The organism is Flagellimonas taeanensis (genome assembly GCF_003584105.1).
GTDB classification, from domain to species: Bacteria; Bacteroidota; Bacteroidia; order Flavobacteriales; family Flavobacteriaceae; genus Flagellimonas; species Flagellimonas taeanensis.
Map to the genome: position 1 here is coordinate 230445 of NZ_QXFO01000018.1, position 20169 is coordinate 250613.

General features: G+C 45.6%; 17 protein-coding genes. 9 read left to right on the plus strand and 8 right to left on the minus strand.

Features of this window, described 5'->3' with window-relative positions; translation table 11 throughout:
* Positions 1–9 precede the first annotated feature (9 nt).
* Positions 10–810 (minus strand): alpha/beta fold hydrolase, encoded by an 801-nt coding sequence (locus D2V93_RS09080; RefSeq protein ID WP_220473634.1) that lies wholly within the window; start codon positions 808–810, stop codon positions 10–12.
* Between the two features lie 297 nt (positions 811–1107).
* Between D2V93_RS09080 and D2V93_RS09085 the strand changes: the two genes are divergently transcribed.
* Together D2V93_RS09085 and D2V93_RS09090 are read left to right on the plus strand one after the other, a co-directional pair.
* Positions 1108–1869 carry a hypothetical protein gene (locus tag D2V93_RS09085; protein ID WP_119619251.1) on the plus strand — a complete coding sequence of 254 codons (762 nt, stop codon included), beginning with the start codon at positions 1108–1110 and terminating at the stop codon, positions 1867–1869.
* Between the two features lie 48 nt (positions 1870–1917).
* Positions 1918–4488 carry a M1 family metallopeptidase gene (locus tag D2V93_RS09090; RefSeq protein ID WP_119619252.1) on the plus strand — a complete coding sequence of 857 codons (2571 nt, stop codon included), beginning with the start codon at positions 1918–1920 and terminating at the stop codon, positions 4486–4488.
* A 6-nt stretch (positions 4489–4494) separates the two neighbouring features.
* Here the strand turns inward: D2V93_RS09090 and mnmE are convergent, their stop codons facing one another.
* Positions 4495–5865, minus strand: a complete 1371-nt coding sequence (mnmE, locus tag D2V93_RS09095; RefSeq protein ID WP_119619253.1) for a tRNA uridine-5-carboxymethylaminomethyl(34) synthesis GTPase MnmE — start codon at positions 5863–5865, stop codon at positions 4495–4497.
* A gap of 86 nt (positions 5866–5951) precedes the next feature.
* Between mnmE and D2V93_RS09100 the strand changes: the two genes are divergently transcribed.
* Together D2V93_RS09100 and D2V93_RS09105 are read left to right on the plus strand one after the other, a co-directional pair.
* Positions 5952–6314, plus strand: a complete 363-nt coding sequence (locus D2V93_RS09100; protein WP_119619355.1) for a DUF4870 domain-containing protein — start codon at positions 5952–5954, stop codon at positions 6312–6314.
* A gap of 425 nt (positions 6315–6739) precedes the next feature.
* Positions 6740–8044 carry a phenylacetate--CoA ligase family protein gene (locus tag D2V93_RS09105; RefSeq protein WP_147377396.1) on the plus strand — a complete coding sequence of 435 codons (1305 nt, stop codon included), beginning with the start codon at positions 6740–6742 and terminating at the stop codon, positions 8042–8044.
* Positions 8045–8087: 43 nt separating this feature from the next.
* Here D2V93_RS09105 and D2V93_RS09110 read toward each other — a convergent pair whose 3' ends face one another.
* From D2V93_RS09110 to D2V93_RS09135, 6 genes are all read right to left on the minus strand, one after another.
* Positions 8088–9140: a hypothetical protein gene (locus tag D2V93_RS09110; RefSeq protein ID WP_119619255.1), complete on the minus strand. Its 1053-nt coding sequence runs from the start codon at positions 9138–9140 to the stop codon at positions 8088–8090.
* A 154-nt stretch (positions 9141–9294) separates the two neighbouring features.
* Positions 9295–10413 carry a DNA polymerase III subunit beta gene (dnaN, locus tag D2V93_RS09115; RefSeq protein ID WP_072879164.1) on the minus strand — a complete coding sequence of 373 codons (1119 nt, stop codon included), beginning with the start codon at positions 10411–10413 and terminating at the stop codon, positions 9295–9297.
* Positions 10414–10532: 119 nt separating this feature from the next.
* Positions 10533–12197 carry a gliding motility-associated ABC transporter substrate-binding protein GldG gene (gene gldG / locus D2V93_RS09120; protein ID WP_119619256.1) on the minus strand — a complete coding sequence of 555 codons (1665 nt, stop codon included), beginning with the start codon at positions 12195–12197 and terminating at the stop codon, positions 10533–10535.
* Positions 12194–12925 (minus strand): gliding motility-associated ABC transporter permease subunit GldF, encoded by a 732-nt coding sequence (gene gldF / locus D2V93_RS09125; RefSeq protein WP_072879166.1) that lies wholly within the window; start codon positions 12923–12925, stop codon positions 12194–12196. The genes gldG and gldF overlap by 4 nt, the downstream gene beginning before the upstream one ends.
* Complete coding sequence (locus D2V93_RS09130; RefSeq protein ID WP_119619257.1) at positions 12925–13227, minus strand: putative quinol monooxygenase; 303 nt, start codon at positions 13225–13227, stop codon at positions 12925–12927. Before D2V93_RS09130 ends, gldF begins: the two co-directional genes overlap by 1 nt.
* On the minus strand, positions 13228–14058 hold the full coding sequence (locus tag D2V93_RS09135) for an SAM hydrolase/SAM-dependent halogenase family protein (RefSeq protein WP_119619258.1): 831 nt from the start codon (positions 14056–14058) through the stop codon (positions 13228–13230).
* Positions 14059–14177: 119 nt separating this feature from the next.
* Between D2V93_RS09135 and D2V93_RS09140 the strand changes: the two genes are divergently transcribed.
* From D2V93_RS09140 to acs, 5 genes are all read left to right on the plus strand, one after another.
* Positions 14178–15137 (plus strand): PhoH family protein, encoded by a 960-nt coding sequence (locus tag D2V93_RS09140; RefSeq protein ID WP_072879408.1) that lies wholly within the window; start codon positions 14178–14180, stop codon positions 15135–15137.
* A 1-nt stretch (position 15138) separates the two neighbouring features.
* Complete coding sequence (locus tag D2V93_RS09145) at positions 15139–16098, plus strand: phosphoribosylaminoimidazolesuccinocarboxamide synthase (protein WP_072879169.1); 960 nt, start codon at positions 15139–15141, stop codon at positions 16096–16098.
* A 73-nt stretch (positions 16099–16171) separates the two neighbouring features.
* Positions 16172–16426, plus strand: a complete 255-nt coding sequence (locus D2V93_RS09150) for a DUF4212 domain-containing protein (protein ID WP_072879170.1) — start codon at positions 16172–16174, stop codon at positions 16424–16426.
* A complete protein-coding gene (locus D2V93_RS09155; protein ID WP_119619259.1) occupies positions 16426–18201 on the plus strand; it encodes a sodium:solute symporter family protein in 1776 nt (591 codons plus the stop codon). Before D2V93_RS09150 ends, D2V93_RS09155 begins: the two co-directional genes overlap by 1 nt.
* A 60-nt stretch (positions 18202–18261) precedes the next feature.
* Positions 18262–20169 (plus strand): acetate--CoA ligase, encoded by a 1908-nt coding sequence (gene acs, locus D2V93_RS09160; protein ID WP_119619260.1) that lies wholly within the window; start codon positions 18262–18264, stop codon positions 20167–20169.

Genomic DNA, 20169 nt, shown 5'->3' on the forward strand with positions numbered 1-20169 from the left:
AATGTCCATTTATTCTTTGTCCAAAAACTTTTCAATCATGGGGACAACGAGTTGACTTTCTTTAAAATCAGGTTGAATCGTGGTTATTTCCCCGATATATTCCCCATGTCCGCCTGGGATGATGGCCAGTTCCGAATGGGTAATCTGTCGGTGGAGTTCCATGGCGTGTTCAGGGCTGATAATGTCCTTGTCGCCGATAATGATCAGTGTGGGTGCTTGAATGGCCTCGATATGCTCGTCGGGGATGTCCTTGAAGTTTACCATTCGTTTGGCATCCCTGTCATGCATCAATTGCAAACCAGAAGTATCTGCAGCCACTTCTTTGTATGCAGTTTGGAGTTGCTCGGGCATGTTTTCCAGTTTTGACTGCTGCATAAAGTCCCAAAACCATTCGGGAACCCCATTGCGTTTGGCAAGTGCAGAACCCAAAACCATTTTGGTGACCAATTCCGGATGGCGGATGGCAATCTGCAAGGTTGTTGTCCCGCCATTGCTGAAACCGAAAAAATCGGCTTTGTCCACCTTCAGGTTGTGGAGGAGTGTTGCAACATCGTCGGCATCCTGCTCAAAGGAAGAGTCCGTGCCCCTGTCGTTCGTGCGCCCATGCGCCTGAAGCTCCACGGCTATCACTTGTCTGTTTTTGGCAAATAATGGGATAACTTTCCCAAAATTGGAGGGAATAGTGGAACCGCCCCCGTGGATTAGGACGAGGGGTTTTCCCTGTCCGTGGATCTCATAATACATTTTTAGGCCGTTCACTTCGGAATATCCGCTGGCAAAGGCCAGTTCTTCTGTTGCAGTGGGTTCCATTTTTTGGGGTTCTGTTTTTGAGGGATTACATGTGGTAAAAATGAAAAGCAGCAAACCGGGAATGGGAAGTATTTGCTTCATTTTATCGACTGGTTATCATGTTGTTCATTGAAATAGTTGTTGGCGATTTATGGGTGTGGGCGGGAAAAATGAAAAACTTTTATGAATCTTGTTCATGTCCATGTAAATTATAAAATCCATCCATTCCACCAATTTACCATAAAATCAATAAAAAACACTAAGTTTAAAAAGGGAAAGCAGTACACACTTCCCGTTCCATAAAATCAGCACCAACCCATGAAAAAATCAATTCTACTGACGCTATTGTTGGCCTTGAGTTTCACCGTTTCCGCCACCGAGACCAAACTGATGGTCAGGGCCAAGGCCAAGGATGCCAAATTTATTGGCAGTTCCATTGGTGGGGCCTATGTTATTGTCAGAAACAGCACAAATAACAAAATACTGGCCGAAGGGATCACCACGGGCAGTACGGGGAACACGGATCTCATCATGAAGACTCCCATTGGCCGCAACACCCAACTCACGGATGATAAGACTGCAGGGTTTTTGGCGGTGGTGGACATAGACGAGCCCACTTTTGTGCTTGTGGAGGTGTTATCCCCTTACAACAAGAAAAACGCACAGGTACATGCCAGCACCGAACTGTGGCTTATCCCAGGAAAGGACATTTTGGGAGATGGTGTTGTGGTAGAAATCCCAGGTTTTATCATCGATATCCTCACGCCCAACACGCACCAGTACATTTCGAAGCAATCCATCGGTAATGGTTTGGATATCCGTGCCAACATGGTGATGATGTGTGGTTGTCCCATAGAAAAAGGGGGCACTTGGGACTCAACACCTATGGAAGTGGTGGCCATCCTGAAAAAGGACGGAACTACGCTGGCCACGATACCCTTGAACAACCCTTCGCGAAATGTTTTTGAAGGACGGATGGAGATTGCTGAGGCAGGATATTATGAAGTGACGGTCTATGCATACGACCCCACCACAGGCAATACTGGAGTGGACAAGGTCAATTATGTGTTGACCGATTGATTTGATGGGTCATTTTTCCGACTTTTAAAAAACAATGAAAACAACCAGATGAAAAAGACTATTCTCCTGTTTCTTGGGATTTCCCTTTTCTTCCTTTCGTGCCAACCCAAACGTATTGATCTATTGGATGTTGGCATACCCCTTACCATGGCCGAGTACCGCAAGGAACAGGTTTCCGATGTGGTCTATGGTCTTTCTTTTGACATTCCAGAAGATAAAACGCAGCCAATTCCTTCAAAGCTGAAACTGGAACTGCAGGTCCATGACCTTTCCCGACCCTTGTACCTCGATTTTAATGCAGATGCCTCGCTGTTGAAACAGGTTATGGTCAATGGCAGCCAGCAGGAGATCCATCATCAAAAAGAACATTTGATCATCTCGGAAGGTCTCCAAAAAGGCAACAACGTGATAGAAGTTTTATTCAGTGCGGGCGAACAGTCCCTGAACCGAAATGAGGATTACCTCTATACCTTGCTGGTGCCGGAACGGGCGAGTACCCTTTTCCCTTGTTTTGATCAGCCCAATATCAAGGCAAACTATATTTTGGACGTAACGGCTCCAAAGGAGTGGAAAGTGCTTTGCGGTGCTACCTTGGAAAATAAGACTGAGCAGGCAGGCAAGGTACACTATCAGTTTGCGAAGAGCGACCCCATGAGCACCTATCTTTTTTCGATGGTAGCGGGCAAGTTTGAGTCGTTCACAGAGAACCCGGGCATCTTCGATATGACCTTCCTTTATCGGGAGAGCGATACGGCCAAGGTAAGACCCAGTTTGCCCATCGTGTATGACCTGCACCAACGGTCCATTGATTTCTTGCAGGGTTATACGGAATATGAATTTCCTTTCCAAAAGTTGGATTTTGCCGCTATTCCCGGATTCCAGTACGGGGGCATGGAGCATGTGGGGGCCATCCAGTATCGGGAATCTTCCCTGTTTTTGGACGCAAGTGCTACCGAACGACAACATCTGGGCAGGGCAAAGCTCATTGCACACGAAACAGCGCATATGTGGTTTGGCGACCTGGTCACCATGGACTGGTTCAACGATGTCTGGATGAAAGAGGTGTTTGCCAATTTTATGGCAGATAAGATCATCAACCCGACCTTTCCCGATGTCAACCACCAATTACAGTTCATGACGGCACACTACCGGGGAGCCTATGCGGAGGACAGAACCCGTGGCACCAATCCCATCCGCCAGCAATTGGACAACCTGAAGAATGCGGGCAGTTTGTATGGCGGCATCATCTATAACAAGGCCCCTATCATGATGCGTCAACTGGAAGCTGCCATAGGTGAGACAGGGTTTCGGGAAGGCATTCGGGAATATATTTCCCGATTTGCCTATGGCAATGCCACATGGAAAGATTTGGTAGAAATATTGGATGATAAAACGCCCAATGACCTGAAAAAATGGAGCGAGGTATGGGTGAACCAATCGGGAAGGCCCATTTTCGATGAGGATATAAGTTATGAAAACGAAAAAATAAAGCAGCTTTCCATTTCACAGCGAGCCGAAGATGGCAGTGGCAAACTGTGGCCCCAATCCTTTGAGATTGCCTTAGTGTACCCGGACAGCGTGCTTGTGCTACCGGTTTCCATATCGGACAGTATGGCCATCGTGGCCAAAGCTGCCGGAAAACCCAAACCAGAGGCCATTCTCTACAATTCCAATGCTTTTGGCTATGGAATTTTTCCGATGGGGACTTTGGATTTTCCGATCATACAGCGATTGGAAGATGAAGTTGCGAGAGGACATGCCTATTTGAACACCTATGAAAATATCCTTTCAGGTGCTATTTCCCCAAAGAAAGGACTGGACTTTTTTGCCAAGGGGATACAAGCAGAGCGCAATGAATTGATACATGGCATGCTATGCGGTCAGGCCAGTGGTATTTTCTGGAGCTATCTTACAGTGGAAGAACGCAATAAAGAGCAGCCTTTGTTGGAAAAAATGCTCTGGAAAGAGCTGACTGATGGGCAACATGCACCCAATATCAAGAAAAATCTTTTTGGTCTATGGAAAGGATTGGCTTATTCGGATGAGGCCAAAGCAAAACTGTTCAGTATTTGGAACAAGGCAGTGACCATCCGGGATTTAAAGTTGAACGAGGATGATTTTACCGATATGGCAATGACCTTGGCACTTTTTGGGCACAAGGATGCCGATAACATCTTGGATAATGCCAGAGCACAACTGACCAATCCCGACAAGTTGAAGCGTTTTGACTTTTTGAGGCCTGCACTCTCTTCCAATGAATCGGAACGGGATGCTTTTTTTGTATCCTTGAGTGATGCAAGTAACCGAGAAAAGGAGTCGTGGGTGCTCACCGCTTGTGGATATGTCCATCACCCACTGCGACAGGAATCTGCAATCAAGCATTTGCCCTTGGCTTTGGAACTGCTCGAAGAGATCCAGAAAACAGGGGACATCTTCTTTCCTAAAGGATGGCTCAGCAACACGGTTGGTCAATACCAATCCCAGGATGCTTATTCCATAGTGGAACGTTATTTGGCAGAAAATCCGAATCTGAACGAATCACTCCAAGGAAAACTGTTGCAGGCCACGGATGACCTGTACCGTTTTGTGGAAATGAGAGAAGACAAGTCTATCGATTGAAAAAGCCTATTTTCCGATGCAAAAATTGGAGAAGATATTTCCCAAAAGATCATCGGTGGTCACGCTTCCTGTAATCTCCCCAAGGTGAAATAGGGCTTGACGGATGTCGATGGACAAAAAATCACTGGAAACATCCATGTCCATGCCTTCTTTTACTTTTTGGATTTCTTCCAATGCCTTCAGCAGGGCATCGTAGTGCCTGCTATTGGTAATGATGGTGCTATCGCCACTCAATGCTCCGGAATCTACAAGGTCAAGTAACTTCTTTTCAAGCTCACCGATACCTATTTTATGTTTTGCAGAAAGAAAGAGCACATTGGGAATCTGCGTTTTCAATAGCTGGATCTGATCATCGTCCAAGAGGTCCATTTTATTGCAAATGGGCAACAACTGCTTGTTGGGATATCGGTTTTGGATACGTTCCAGTTCTTGCCTGTCAAAATCGAGACGGTCAAAGAGATAGATGATCAATCGGGCCTTTTCAATTTTGTCAAAAGTACGTTCAATGCCAATTTTTTCGACCACGTCCTGGGTTTCCCTGATTCCTGCGGTATCGATAAACCTAAAATTGATGCCCTTGATACTGATGTGGTCTTCCACGGTATCCCTTGTAGTGCCTGCAATGTCGCTCACAATGGCCCTTTCTTCATTGAGCAGTACATTGAGGAGTGTAGATTTCCCCACATTGGGTTGGCCAACGATGGCCACAGGGATGCCATTTTTGATCACATTGCCCAAGGCAAAGGAATCAATCAATTTTTTGAGTACCTCGCTTATCCGGTTCAAGAGCTCGGCGAACTGTGTACGGTCTGCAAATTCGACATCCTCTTGGGAAAAATCGAGCTCCAGTTCAATGAGAGATGCAAAGTTGAGCAGCTCTTCCCGCAGTTTTTGGATTTCGTTGCTGAAACCGCCCCGCATCTGCTGCATGGCAATGTCATGGGCCGCCTCACTATCACTGGCAATAAGGTCCGCAACGGCCTCGGCCTGGCTCAAATCCATTTTTCCGTTGAGAAAGGCACGTAAGGTAAATTCCCCTGCAGAGGCACTTCTGCAACCGCTTCGAAGTAAAAGCTGAATGATCTGTTGTTGTATAAAAGGAGAGCCATGGCAGGAAATTTCCACCACGTTTTCGCCCGTATAGGAATGGGGTCCCTTGAAAATGGACACCAGTGCCTCATCCAAAATCTTTTTTCCATCCGCTATATGTCCCAAATGGATGGTATGGGTCTTCTGGTCTTTCAGTTTTTTTCCTTTGATGGACTGGAAAATATTGTCTACCAAAGTAATGGCATCTAATCCGGACACCCTGATCACGGCAATGGCCCCTGTGCCCGAAGGAGTTGCCAAGGCCACTATGTTATCTGCGTATGACATGGGCACAAAAGTACGAATTAGTAGAAAGCTGTAACATTTTTGGTATTTAACACACTGATTAGTTGAATCATCAAAACAATCAAAAAATGGAAGTCATCAATCAAACCACCGTCAGGAAGGACACCACTTTGTTGTCCGTTGCGCATCTTACCCAACTATTGCACTATGTAACAGGCTTTGGGGGATTCATTGTTCCGCTCATTATTTGGCTGGCATCCAGAAAAAGTGTCGAGGGGATGGATGAGCATGGAAAGGCCATCATCAACCTGCAATTGAGCTTGTTGCTCTATATCATACTGAGCATTCCTGCCATATTGTTGCTGGGACTTGGTATACTAGGGCTAATTGCTGTGGGCATCATGGGCTTTGTGCTTCCCATTGTCAATGCGGTGAAAGCGGCCAATGGAGAATCACCTTCATATTTTCTAACAATTAAGTTTTTGTCCTAGTTTGAAGGACTATAAGAATATTTTATTCTACAGAAACTAATCTGTACTTTCACATATATAAATCCGTTGGAAGTAAATTGGAGGAGATAATAATATTCAAACCCAGTCAAGGTTTTTTTATATAATTTCCAGTAAATCCATGGTCAATACAAAATAAAGTGTTGGCCATGGATTTTTTTGGTGAATTCAGCAGCTTTACAGCCGATCAAAGAAATGGATGGCAGGCACTTTTTCTAAATCATACTATTTTAAAAAGGAGAGCGTTTGAGGTAGGTTGGTAAAAGATGTTGTTGTTTTTTCCGTTTATTAGGAAGTGCCTGCCAAGTTTACCAGGCCATATGGAAAAAGGAAAACTGCTCATGCCTTACAAACGGATATATATAGGGCATGAGCACTTTTCTCTTTCAACTGAACAATAATATTGCATGAAATTAATGACCCTTCTAAGGAGGAATGTCTTTTGGGGATTGGATTTTTTAAAAGGATCTCCAATCAGAAACCATTACAAGGAAATCAAGAAGCTTCTTGAACCCCCGTTTACTGATGAGAACGCAAAGATCAGAAATGATAATTTGGAAAGGCTCTTAAGGCATTCAACCGCCACCACTCCTTTTTATGCGAAATATAGGGACTTTCAAAGTTTAAAAGATTTTCCGGTCATTGACAAAAACAGGATTTTGGGGAACTATGAAGATTTTAAATCCATGCGTTACAAGGATTCGAAACTTTATAAAGTATCCAGCAGCGGTTCCACAGGTGTTCCTTTTGGGGTTTTTCAAGATAAGAACAAGAAAAGTAGGAACACGGCCGATGTGATTTATTTTTCGGAAAGGGCAGGTGGAGTCTTTGGAGATAAGTTTGTGATCATCAAATTGTGGGACCACAAGAATAGAAAAGGCAGTTTGTTATCCTTTATGCAGAATATTTATGCCCATAATGTGACCGATACCTTGCCGAAAGATATGGACCGACTGATTTCTGATTTGGAGAGGGATATGTCACCCAAGAACATATTGGGGTATCCATCTTTTTTTGAAGAATTGTGCAACCATCTCGATCAACTGACACAGCAACCTAAAATTAAAGGGGTCAATACAGTGATCTCTTTTGCTGAGAGCCTCAAAAATGCCGAACGCAGCAGGATGGCCAAGTATTTCGACACCAAAGTATACGAGCGTTATTCCAACCAAGAGAATGGAATTTTGGCACAACAGAGCCAAGAGGCTCCCGACACGTATATGCTCAATTGGGCCAGTTATTATTTCGAGATCTTAAAAATGGATTCAGATGAGCATGTAGCCCATGGGGAACTTGGACGAGTGGTGGTCACCGATTTGTTTAATTATTCCATGCCCATGATTCGTTATGATACAGGGGACATGGCAGTGTATGAAGAGGATGGTGCAGGATATCCTTTTCTGTCGACAATTCAAGGTAGGCGCATGGATACCGTTTATGATACCAATGGAAAAATGGTTTCCCCCCATTATTTTTACATGGTATTGGATTTTGGTGAAATCAGCCAGTTCCAGTTTGTACAGGTTGGGGACAAGAGTTATGTTTTCAGGCTTAATGCCAAAAAGGAAAAGGTACAAGAGGATAGAATCATAAACTATTTTAGACCCTACTTGGGAAGTGGGGCCATAATCTCCTTTGAGTATGTGGAAGAAATTCCTTTATTGTCGTCTGGTAAAAGAAAGAAAATAGTGAATGAAAACAAAAAAGGCTAGAACATTTGTTCTAGCCTTTTTGAATTGTTTTGTTCAATAATCTTTAAAACTGTCCGCACACATCGGCGTGGGCGATTACGTAAATTTCACCGGAAAGATTTGTCTGAATGCTAAATTGTCCAGGAGCTACGGTTGGTTTTCCTTTTTTGTCCACTGGGAACATTGCATTACCGGCATAGGTGTGGGTTTCAGAAACAGTGAAGGCTTCATCAATGTTGTATGTGACAGTTACATTTCCACCTACATAGCTTACATCGACTGTACCTACCAAAGTGCCCTTGGAGATGTCACACTGACCAGCTCCCGCATAGATTTCATAAGTTTCTTCAGTGCCCTCGGCCAATGGACCAATGGACCAGCCCCAACGGTTAAAACCGTTTCCGATGAAGCAATTGCTGCCATCATCTGTTCTTGCAAAAGCTGTTTCACAAACTGGCTCTGGCTCACACTCCAATGGAATGGTGATTATGACAGGCTGCCTTCTATTTTTTGGCAACAATACAATGCCCAAAGATTCACCAGCACCAGGCATATAACCTTCACCATTTGCAATGGCCTCATCAACAATTTCTTGGCCTTTTATTGTACTCCAATCACTCCCTAAAAAGGAGCAAGCAATACAGTTTTGGTTATCGATAAGTTCCCAAATGGCCCATTGTACATCCCCAAAGGTATATACACCTCCACTGGGGCTAGCCTTTCCAACAAAATTTTGGTTTAGGATCCAATTGACCAAGTCAAAGTTGTCTGGGTTTTCAAATGCGCCTTCTGGTAATACATCATAGCTTGAGAAAACAAGTGCCTCAAAACATTCATTTGCATCTAGACCCAAATCAACGTCCGCACACCAAGCTCCATAGTTTCCTGCGAGATTGGAATCATTAACAGTTAGGTCAAAATAAGTGCCATTGGCATCAGGTCCTTTTGCTGTGGTGCATGCATTCACCACGGAAGGCAATTCGGGAAGAACGGAGACACTGCAGTCTTCAGCTGTCAGTCCTACGCTTTTTAGAGTATCTTCCCCTGCAGGCTCTACCTCACAAGAGAAAAATGTAAATGCTGATATAGCAAATAAGGTCAGTGTTAATTTTTTCATGTTCAATAGTTTAAGGTTTAATTCAATAATTTGTTAAAATTATATGAAATTGTACCTATTGAACATTTAAGACGATGAACGTTGACAATTATCGATTAATGACATTGGAGCAATGAAAGTCAAAAATCAGCCACTAAAACATGTAGGAATACCCCTAACTATTGAGCATTACAGGCATTACAAGCATGGTCACATGCTCACCTTCATCAAGCCCATCGATTGGGGTGAGGATTCCAGCTCTGTTAGGCAAACTCATTTCCAAGGAAACATCGTCCGAGGAGAGGTTGTTGAGCATTTCCAACAAAAACCTAGAGTTGAAGCCTATCTGCATATCATCCCCTTGGTAGGAACAAGAGAGTCTTTCCTCGGCCTTGTTGCTGTAATCCACATCCTCCGCAGAAATATTGAGCTCTGCTCCAGCAATCTTTAAACGGATTTGGTGGGTAGTCTTATTGGAAAAAATGGAAACCCTACGTACCGAGCTCAAGAACTGGTTTCTGGAAATGGTGAGCTTGTTCGGGTTTTCCTTAGGAATCACAGCTTCGTAATTGGGATATTTGCCATCGATCAGCCTACAGATGAGTACCGTGTTATCAAAAATGAACTTGGCGTTGCTGTCGTTGTACTCTATGGTCACTTCGGATTCCGAACCGGCCAATATGCCTTTCAAAAGGTTCAATGGCTTCTTGGGCATGATGAACTCGGCCACCTGGGAAGCACTGACATCCTGGCGTTGGTATTTCACCAATTTATGCGCATCAGTGGCCACAAACGTAAGGTTCTCCGGGGAAAACTGGAAAAATACCCCGCTCATCACGGGACGAAGGTCATCGTTCCCAGCGGCAAAAATGGTCTTGTTGATGGCTGTTGCCAAAATATCGCCCAAAAGCGTGGTGGAGCTTGGATTACCTACTTCCACTGCTTTGGGGAACTCGGCACCATCGGCATAGGCCAAGGCATATTTACCATGGTTGGAGCTGATCTCCACTGTATTGTTGTCCTCGACCACAAAGGTAAGGGGCTGTTCGGGAAAGGTTTTCAAGGTATCCAGCAACAGTCGTGCGGGTACGGCAATGGCACCTTCGGCATCGGAATCCACTTCCAGCACAGAGCTTATGGTGGTTTCAAGGTCCGAAGCGGAAACGGTCAATTGGTTCTTCTTCAGGTCGAACAAAAAATTGTCGAGTATGGGTAGGGTGTTGCTATTGTTGATAACTCCTCCCAAAACCTGTAATTGTTTCAATAAATATGTACTGGATACGATAAACTTCATCAAAGAAATTCTTTAGTATTGTTGGCCATCAGGTCGATATTTCCCTGAACAGGCCTTATAAAATAGATAAAAGCAAATATATCCCAAAAGGGATTAGTAAAGAAACAAAATTATTAACATTAAGCGCTGAATTTCCGCTTTCGGTAAAAGCTGAAGAACACACCAAAAATCAAGGCCAAAACCACTGGAAATCCAATGTTTATCAACTGCCATTTTGTTTTTTGGGCCGCAATTTTTTCAACATCCAGCAGGGGAATTGACACTTTTCGGTTCCTAATGTTTATAAGTCCGGTATCGTCCAAGAGGTAGTTGGTACTGTTGACCAGGAATTCCTTGTTGCCATAAAAGCTATTGGTCCATTTGTCATAACCCAGCTCCAAGGGCCTTCCGTTCCGTAATTGGTTTTTGATAAGATCACCGTCGGAAATCACCAGCATTTGATTGGCAGGTCCATCATCCAAAGTATTCTGGAGGTCCAAAGGCTTCACCCTGTTCTTGTACATGGAAGAAAAATTACCTTCAACCAAAACGGCCAAGGGAAGATTGCCATTGTTGTACAGCTCTTTATTGGGCGGGCTATTGAGAATGTCCAAACTGACCTGTCTGGGTACACCATCTGTTTTTGAGAGGGGAGAGCTTCTCAACAGTACCGTTTTAGCGTAATCATTCTCCAACAGGTCGATGGTGTTGGCAAATTGGAACCGAACCGCCTCGATATTGGTGTTGATAGGATGGTCGTTTCTGGAAAAGACCATGGGATAATAATACCATGGTAACGGATTGTACTGGGATTCGTTGCCTTCGCCTGTCGCCAGAACAATCTGGGTGAAATACAGATCATTGACCAGAACGGGGTCTATCCTAATGCCATAGGAAAAGAAAAGGTCCTTCAGGTTCAGCTCGCGGGGAAGTGCAAAGGCACTGCCACCTCCGGCATAGATGCTGTCCATTTCCATGGCCACTTGATCCATCAACCAAATGGATTTACCGCCCTGCACCATAAATTGGTCCATCACAAATTTTTCCTGATCCGTGAATGCCTCGGTTGGCTTGGCAATCACCGCTAGGTCAAAGCCTTTTAATTGGTCCAACACCTTTTGCGGATTGTTGGCCACCGAATCCAAAGTGATGGCCCCAATGTTGTAATAATCCCGAATCGTGGTCAGGTAATCGGCCATTTCCACATCCCGGAGTTCCCCATTGCCCTTGATGACGGCAATACTTTTTTTCTCGGTGATGTTCAATTTGGTGAACGCATCGGCGAAGGCATATTCCAATTGCTGTACCGAATTGTTGATGCGCTCCTCAGAAGTCGAACCCAATTTGTTCTTCAACAATGGTACTTTCACGGTCTGATCATTATAATTGACCATGGCCCAAGGAAAGACCAGTTCGTTGGAGACCTTTCCATTTTCTTCCACGGTAACATTGGCAGGTTGCAGGCCAAGACCTTGAAGCTCTGCAATGGTCTGTTGTGCCCGCTCCTCATCTTCCAGTGGGTCAACCAAGTTGTATTTGATGTTCGTATTCTTTGAAGCGAAGGATTCCAGCAATTGGATGGTCTCTGTTTTCAGTCGGGAAAATTCCGGTGGGATATTGCCATCCAACAGTATATCGATGATCACAGGGGAATCGAATTTTTGGGCCACATCCACGGCGGGTTGCGAAAGCGTGTAGCGTTTGTCCTCCGTAAGATCAAAACGGGTGTAGACGAAACGGGCCAAAATGTTCAGGACGACCACCGCAACAATGGCCACAAGCGCTGAAATGAGCAATTTTTTCATCGGGGCAACTGTTTTAGACGTTGAAAGGTGAGGTACAGGAACAAAGCGGTCAGTGATATAAAATAGACAAGGTCCCGGGTATCCATCACACCTCGGGCAATACTGTCAAAATGGGACTTGGCGCCAAATCCCTGAACCATTTGTTGGGTCTCTCCATTGGTGAACAAGGAGGAAACGGCATCAAATCCATTAAAGATCAAAAAGCAGAGCAGGATGCCCACAATGAACGCAATGATCTGGTTATCGGAAAGGGTGGAGGCAAAAACGCCGATGGAAGTATAGGCCGCAATCAAAAAAAGCAAACCAAAATAGGACCCCAACACCACTCCCAAGTCATAATTTCCTTCGATCACCCCAAGGTTGGAAATGGCAAAAACGTAAACCACCGTTGGAACAATGGCAATGATGCAGAGCAGAAAAGCTCCCAAGAACTTGCCCGACACCAATTTTCCAATAGAAATAGGCTTGATGAGCAAAAGTTCCAAAGTGCCCATCTTGCGTTCTTCGGAAAAACTTTTCATGGTGATGGCGGGCACCAAGAAGACAAAGATCCACGGGGCCAACAGGAAAAAATTGCCCAGATCGGCAAAGCCATAATCAAAAATATTGTAATCGCCCTTGAACACCCATAGGAAAAGCCCATTGAGCAGAAGGAACGACCCCACGATCAAATAACCGATGGGCGATGTAAAAAAGGACCTGACCTCTCTCTTAAAAATTGCGAACATCAATATGGGGTTGTTGATTGGACTTTGTTGACACTCCAAGCCTCGGCCCTGTCCGAGAACAGTTTTTTGGTATGCGCCCAGACTTCCTTGAAAAAATCGGAATTTCGATAGCTTTCCAGATCCCCTTCCTTTTCCCATAGGCTATAGGTGAAAAAAATGTTGGGGTTATCGATATCCCGATATAAATCGACCCTATTGCAGCCCTCAAATGCCAAAATCCTGTTTTTGGATTCATCAAAGATTTGCTCAAAACTAGGAATATTTTCGGGTTTAAAGGTGAGTTTGACGATGCGTATCAACATTTAAAGGAAATTTACGGTTACAGTGTCCCTGTAATTCAACCCAAGCAGTGACGAGGCCCCACCCACCGAGTTCAGATCACTTTTAAAAATGGCCAGTTCCATATATCCCGCCGAATTGAACAATGCGAGGGCATCACCAGGACCTTTGCGCTGGCTTCTGTCCAGGTCGTAGTTGATGATGCCGTTATAGCTATGGTGCACCTCTTTTATTTTGGTGGTACGTGCATTGATCTCAAAACTCCGCCCATTTCGGTAGGCTTCAAAGAGGCTCTTTTGAATGTTGGTGACCACGTTCCCATAATTGTCGATGTAGATGACATTTCCAGAAATACTCCTTCCCTCATTGAGGATCCTTGGCTCAAATTCACGCAGTTCCCGAAGCTCATCGAACGGTTTACCAACAACCTCCAGTTTTCCTCCACGGGCAATATGGCAGGCTACTTGGACAAAGACATTCAGCACGGGAAACGAACCGGGATTGGCATTGGGGAGGCGGATCTCCACTATTTTTTCAGGGGATATCTCCGAGGTGATCAACGACATGACCCCATTGTTGGAACTCACAAAATAATGCCCGTCCACTTGCACCACAAGATGCTGGTTTTCAGGTGAAAGTTCAGAATCCACCCCAACAATGTGCACGGTTCCCTTTGGGAAGGATGTATAGGCGTTCTTGAGGATATAAGCACATTCCTGAATGTTGAAAGGGCTTATGGCATGCGAAATATCAACAATATGTACATCGGGAAGATTTGTCAGTATGGTCCCTTTTACAGCACCGACAAAGTGGTCCTTATGGCCGAAATCTGTGGTTAAGGTTATGATTGCCATGCAATACTGTTGATATGTTTTTCTGTCCTCAAATTGATTTTTGGTTAAGTTTGTGTGTAAAATTAATTAAAAAAGAACGAATACGATTCTTCAAAAACAACCGTAACACCTCACTTTTTTTGAACGAACTTATAATAGAACTTACGGACATCAGCCCACAGGATTTTTTTGGGCAGCAGAACGAGAACATAGAGCTCCTTAAAAAATATTTCCCCAAACTCAAGATTGTTGCCAGGGGCAACAAGATTAAGGTGTATGGCGATGAGGAACTCTTGGAGGAGTTTGACAAGCGATTCGATATGCTCACCAGCCAGTTTGCCAAGTACAACAAGTTGGACGAGAACATGATCGAGCGTGTACTCACCAGCAATGGGCAAGAAGAATATACATCATCCAGCAGCAGTGGCGATGTTTTGGTACATGGCGTCAGCGGCAGATTGATCAAGGCACAGACCGCCAACCAACGAAGATTGGTGGATGCTTGCAAAAAGGATGACATGGTCTTTGCCATCGGCCCGGCGGGAACAGGAAAAACCTATACCGGTGTTGCTTTGGCAGTGAAAGCCCTCAAAGAAAAACAGGTCAGGCGTATTATACTTACCCGACCAGCCGTGGAAGCAGGGGAGAACCTCGGGTTTCTTCCAGGTGACCTCAAGGAAAAGCTAGATCCCTACATGCAGCCGTTGTATGATGCACTTAGGGACATGATCCCTACCGAAAAACTGGCCAAGTACATAGAGGACGGTACTATCCAGATCGCACCTATGGCCTTCATGCGTGGACGTACCTTGGACAATGCCTTCGTGATCTTGGACGAGGCACAGAACACCACCCATGCCCAAATGAAGATGTTCCTGACCCGTATGGGCAAGAACGCCAAGTTCCTGCTGACAGGTGACCCTGGACAAATAGACCTGCCCAGAAGGGTAATTTCAGGGCTGAAAGAAGCACTCTTGATCTTGAAGAACATCGATGGCATCAGCATCATCTATTTGGACGAAAAAGACGTTATCCGGCATAAATTGGTCAAAAAGGTCATAGATGCCTACAAAAACATAGAGCACCAAAACCAATTTTGACATGGGGCAGAATACATTGATGTCCACGGATTTTAACTTTCCGGGACAAAAATCCGTTTATAAAGGTAAGGTAAGGGAAGTCTATACATTACAAAACGACCTATTGGTCATGGTCGCCACCGATCGCCTCTCGGCATTTGACGTGGTCATGCCCAAGGGCATCCCCTACAAAGGACAGATCTTGAACCAAATTGCCACCAAGATGATGAAGGACACGGAAGATATCGTGCCCAATTGGTTGTTGGCCACCCCTGATCCCAATGTGGCTGTGGGGAAGGCCTGCGAACCTTTCAAGGTGGAAATGGTGATCAGGGGATATCTTTCCGGACATGCGGCCAGGGAATACAAAGCGGGCAAAAGAATGCTCTGTGGCGTTCCCATGCCCGAAGGGATGAAAGAGAACGACAAGTTCCCGGAACCCATCATCACTCCGGCCACAAAGGCTGAAAAAGGCGATCATGATGAGGACATTTCCCGGGAAGACATTCTAAAACGTGGCATTGTTTCCCAAGCCGACTACGAGGTATTGGAAAAATATACCCGCGCTCTCTTCCAACGCGGAACTGAAATTGCCGCAAAGCGGGGATTGATTCTTGTGGACACCAAATATGAATTCGGAAAGACCAAGGATGGGGAGATCGTGCTGATCGATGAGATCCACACCCCAGATTCATCAAGGTATTTCTACACCGCAGGATATGAGGAAAGACAGGCCAAGGGCGAACCTCAAAAGCAGTTGTCCAAGGAATTTGTGAGGCAATGGCTCATCGCCAACCACTTTCAGGGATTGGAAGGACAGACCGTTCCGGAGATGGATGACGCCTATATCGATTCTGTGTCCGAAAGGTATATTGAACTGTATGAGAGTATCACAGGGGATACATTTGTGAAAGCAGATGTTTCACACATTGGTGAACGTATCGAGCGGAACATTTTCAATTATTTGAACAATTTTCAGTAAATACTTTGTATTCTTCTATTTTTTTGATGTCTTTTGTGTGAATGTTATATATTTCCCGCATCAATCTTGACAAATGGATAGCCAGCATCGAAAAAAATATTGGAAAGAAAACCTGAAATACCTTACCATCCTAATCTTCATCTGGTTCGTGGTCTCCTATGGCTTCGGAATCCTTTTCGTGGATGAACTGAACACCATCCGAATGGGAGGTTTTAAGCTTGGTTTTTGGTTTGCCCAGCAGGGTTCCATCTACGTTTTCGTCATCCTCATCTTTGTCTATGTCCGCTTGATGAACAAATTGGACAAAAAATATAAGCTCGACGAATAATGGACATACAAACTTGGACGTTTCTCATCGTCGGCCTCACTTTCGCATTATATATAGGTATCGCTATTTGGTCCCGGGCCAAATCGACAAAGGATTTTTATGTGGCCGGGGGAGGTGTTTCCCCATTGGCCAATGGATTGGCCACAGGTGCCGATTGGATGTCGGCAGCCTCCTTTTTGGGCATGGCCGGTATCATTGCCTTTTCGGGCTATGATGGCTCGGTGTACCTAATGGGCTGGACGGGTGGATATGTATTGCTCGCCCTCTTATTGGCCCCCTATCTCCGTAAGTTCGGTAAGTTCACCGTTCCCGATTTTATTGGGGACCGTTATTACAGTAATGTGGCCCGAACAGTAGCCGTGATCGCTGCGCTTTTTGTTTCCTTCACCTACGTTGCCGGACAGATGCGGGGCGTTGGGGTGGTTTTTTCCCGTTTTTTGGATGTGGAAGTGAACACCGGGGTCTATATTGGAATGGCCGTGGTGCTTTTCTATGCCTTTTTGGGCGGGATGAAGGGAATCACTTATACCCAAGTGGCACAATATTGTGTACTCATCTTTGCCTTCATGGTCCCAGCAATCTTTATCTCGCTCATGGCAACAGGAAACCCGATTCCGCAGATCGGTTTTGGTTCCGCAGGAGAAGATGGGGTCTATCTTTTGGATAAATTGGATGGATTGATGACCGATTTGGGCTTCACGGCCTACACTGATGGAACCAAATCCACCATGGATATTTTCTTTATCACCGCCGCCCTGATGATGGGTACCGCAGGTTTGCCCCACGTGATTATCCGGTTCTTTACAGTGCCAAAAGTGTGCGATGCCCGAAAATCGGCAGGTTATGCCCTGCTGTTCATTGCTATTTTGTATACCACGGCACCGGCTATAGCAGTCTTTGCCCGGACCAACTTGATGGAGACCGTTCAGGATACGCCCTATCAGGAAATCCCGGCATGGTTCACCAAATGGGAAAATACGGGACTTATTGCGTGGACCGACAAAAACGGGGATGGAAAGATCCAGTATCTTCCCGGTTCTGCCATCGATGGTAGTCAGCCCCAATTTGTGGAAAGTAGGGGCAGTTCGGGCCAACGTATGATCTCCAATGCGAGCACATCACTCAATGAACTTTATGTGGACAGGGACATCACTGTGCTGGCCAACCCAGAAATTGCCAATTTGCCCAACTGGGTCATTGCCTTAGTGGCGGCAGGCGGTCTGGCAGCGGCATTGTCCACAGCAGCAGGTCTTTTATTGGTGATTTCCACTTCAATTTCCCACGATTTGATCAAAAAGCAGATAGCTCCAGATATTTCAGACAAGAAAGAATTATGGATTGCCCGTTTTTCGGCCTTGTTGGCCGTGATCGTAGCTGGATATTTTGGCATCCATCCTCCCGGATTTGTCGCCTCTGTAGTGGCCCTTGCTTTTGGGCTGGCCGCTTCTTCCTTTTTTCCGGCCATCGTGATGGGTATTTTCAGCAAGCGGATGAACAGGGAAGGAGCCATTTCCGGAATGGTGGCAGGACTCTCCATCACCTGTTATTATATTGCCCGTTTCAAGCTGGGCTGGATAGGAAATCCCGAAACGGCCACTGAAGCAAATTGGTGGTGGGGCATTTCCCCGGAAGGCTTTGGCACGGTGGGCATGCTCGTCAATTTCTTGATTGCCATACTGGTATCCCGATTTACCCCGGCCCCTCCGGAAGACGTACAGGAAATTGTGGAGAACATCCGCATTCCCAGTGGGGTGGGAGAGGCAATTGAGCATTAGGACTGGACTAGGATTGCTCTCTTTTTTCGTATTTTTAAGCACATAAATTTAATAAGCAGCATGAGTAATTACCACATCAAACATTTGGAGGAATATTTTCAGGTCTATCGTAAATCTGTCAGAAACCCTGAAAGTTTTTGGGAAGAAGTCGCAGAAGAACATTTTCATTGGAGAAAGCGGTGGAACTCTGTCTTGGAGTGGGATTTTACAAAACCGGAAATCAAATGGTTTGATGGGGCCGAGCTCAACATTACGGAGAATTGTATCGATCGTCATTTGCGTATTCGTGGGGACAAGACCGCCATCATTTTTGAACCCAATGACCCCAAAGAGGCCGCCGAGCATATTACCTACACCCAACTGCACGAGCGCGTGTGTAAGTTTGCGAACGTGCTCAAGGACCAAGGGGTGAAGAAAGGGGATAGGGTCGTGGTCTATTTGCCCATGATTCCGGAACTGGCCATATCCATATTGGCCTGCGCCCGTATCGGAGCGGTCCATTCCGTAGTCTTTGCGGGATTTTCATCAACGGCTTTGGCTACACGAATCAATGATTGTGGGGCCAAGATCGTTTTGACTTCTGATGGTTCCTACAGAGGGAACAAGACCATCGACCTAAAGGGCATTGTGAACGACGCATTGGAACAATGTCCGGACGTAGGAACGGTTTTGGTGAAAAAGCGCACCGGAGAAAAAGTGGAAATGAAAGCGGGTCGTGACCAGTGGATAGAGCCCTTGTTGGACAAGGCCTATTCGGACTGCGTTCCTGAAATTGTGGACGCTGAGCACCCGTTGTTCATTTTATACACCTCTGGCTCAACGGGTCGCCCTAAAGGGATGGTCCACACTACCGGTGGATATATGGTGTACACGGCCTATACCTTCAAAAATGTGTTCCAATACAGGGAAGAGGATGTCTATTGGTGTACTGCCGATATTGGGTGGATAACCGGGCACTCCTATATTGTGTATGGTCCATTGGCCAATGGCGCCACCACGGTCATGTTTGAAGGGGTTCCTTCCTATCCCGATCACGGAAGGTTCTGGGAAGTCGTAGAGAAACATAAGGTGACCCAATTTTACACCGCTCCAACAGCAATCAGGGCCTTGGCCAAAAAAGACTTGGATTTTGTCACCAAACATGAACTCTCCAGTCTTAAGGTGCTGGGAACTGTGGGAGAACCCATCAATGAGGAAGCATGGCACTGGTACAACGACCATGTGGGGAACAAAAAATGTCCCATTGTGGACACCTGGTGGCAAACCGAAACAGGGGGCATCCTGATTTCACCCATCCCGTTTTCAACCCCCACAAAACCCACCTATGCCACCTTGCCCATGCCAGGGGTACAGCCCGCACTGATGGACGAAAATGGCAAGGAGATCAAAGGCAATCAGGTGGACGGCCGACTGTGCATTAAATTCCCGTGGCCCTCCATAGCAAGGACCATTTGGGGAGACCACCAACGGTACAGGGATACGTATTTTTCTGCGTTTGAAGGGATGTATTTCACTGGTGATGGTGCTTTGAGGGATGAAGTGGGCTATTACCGTATCACCGGAAGGGTCGATGATGTGATCATTGTTTCCGGGCACAATTTGGGCACGGCACCTATCGAGGATGCCATTAACGAACACCCAGCGGTCGCGGAGTCGGCCATTGTTGGCTTCCCACATGATATCAAAGGCAATGCGTTATATGGCTTTGTCATCCTGAAGGAGACCGGCGAAGGACGGAACCGGGAAAACCTTGAAAAGGAGATCAATCAACTCATTACGGAGCATATCGGCCCCATTGCCAAATTGGACAAGATCCAGTTTGTGGCTGGCCTTCCCAAGACCCGTAGTGGGAAGATCATGAGGCGTATCCTACGGAAAATAGCCTCTAAGGACACCGATAGTTTGGGTGACACTTCAACTTTATTGAACCCAGAAGTAGTAGAGGACATTATAAAGGAAAGCAAATAA